Consider the following 1,373-nt stretch of genomic DNA (forward strand, 5'->3'; position numbering starts at 1 on the left):
AAGCATGCGTAATTGGGCTGACCATGATTTGAGGTCGAGCTCCCGTTAGGATCACAGGTATTCTGTGAACATGGGAGATTGATGATGGAGTATTTTGCCGGTTTGGATGTTTCGCTGCGGTCTTGCGCGCTTTGCATTGTCGATAGCAAAGGTACGGTTTTACTCGAGCGAGAACTACCTTGTGAGGTCGATGAGATTGCGGCCCACCTGAATTCCTTTCCACATGCGATAGAACGCATTGGTTTTGAGGCTGGTACGATGAGCCAGCACCTTTTCTATGGTCTGACGGGTGAAGGCTTTGACGTCGTTTGCATGGAAGCCCGGCAAGTGAATGCGGCACTGTCAGCGATGCGCAATAAGACAGACAAGAACGATGCGCGGGGCATCGCTCAAGTCCTGCGCACCGGTTGGTTCAGCCCTGTCCATATGAAGAGCCGGGAAGCACATGGGGTCCGTGCCCTGCTGAGTACACGCAAAGCATTGCTCAGGAAGACCATTGATCTGGCCAACGAGGTGCGTGGCCTGTTGAAGATCTTTGGTATCCGCTTGCCCAAGACGGTGAAGCACGGAAGCTTCGATGGCGTCGTCAGGCCCATGATCAAGATGGATGAGGTATTGGCACATGCCCTTGTGCCTCTGCTCGATGCACGACTGGTTTCGTATCAGCACTTTCTGGAGCTGGATCGTCGGGTCAAACGCGCGGCCACCCGAGATGAGGTCTGCATGCGGATGATGACCGTTCCCGGTGTAGGGCCAATCGCAGCACTGACCTTCACGGCAGCTGTTGATGATCCTACGCGGTTCAAGCGATCTCGTACGGTCGCCGCGCATTTTGGACTAACCCCGCGAAGATATCAGTCAGGCGAACATGACAATCCCGGCCGGATATCGAAAGCTGGGGACCGGGATGTTCGTGCAACGCTTTACGCGGCAGCAAACGCACTACTCATGCGCACAATGGCTGGGTCACAGATTAAATCCTGGGGCATGCGATTGATGCGCACCAAAGGGCGCCGCCGTGCTGTGGTGGCCGTCGCCCGCAAACTGGCTGTTCTGCTCCATCGCATGTGGGCAGATGGCACCGTGTTCCGCTCAGAGACCGTGGAGGGCCTGGCATGATCTAAGCGCTCACCATATATCTGAACGCGGTCGTCCCTCACCGGACGAGGTTCGTGGATGAAGCCGAAAATGGCTGCTGCGCAACGTGAAGCGCGTCTCTAAGCAAGGCTCTCCACTACCAATCCGACACATGCGTGCAGCGGTGCTATCACAGCACCAATCAGACTGCGAAGAGAAGCGTGACCCGGATGAGCGACAATGACCCGAAAGAAACAAGGAAAACGAGCTTGACCCAAACGCCCAATTAGAGAAGC

At 55.6% G+C, this 1,373-nt stretch carries 1 protein-coding gene; it reads left to right on the forward strand.

What is annotated here, in order from left to right; genetic code table 11:
- Positions 1-81 precede the first annotated feature (81 nt).
- On the forward strand, positions 82-1,119 hold the full coding sequence (locus QMZ18_RS36880) for an IS110 family transposase (protein ID WP_282611438.1): 1,038 nt from the start codon (positions 82-84) through the stop codon (positions 1,117-1,119).
- Positions 1,120-1,373 lie beyond the last annotated feature (254 nt).

The sequence above is a fragment of the Pelagibius sp. Alg239-R121 genome, assembly GCF_947331435.1.
Lineage (GTDB): Bacteria > Pseudomonadota > Alphaproteobacteria > Kiloniellales > Kiloniellaceae > Denitrobaculum.

What these genes read in the sequence shown, in the direction of transcription:
- QMZ18_RS36880 (WP_282611438.1), top strand. Translation starts at nt 82, where the DNA reads ATGATGGAGTATTTTGCCGGTTTGGATGTTTCGCTGCGGTCTTGCGCG.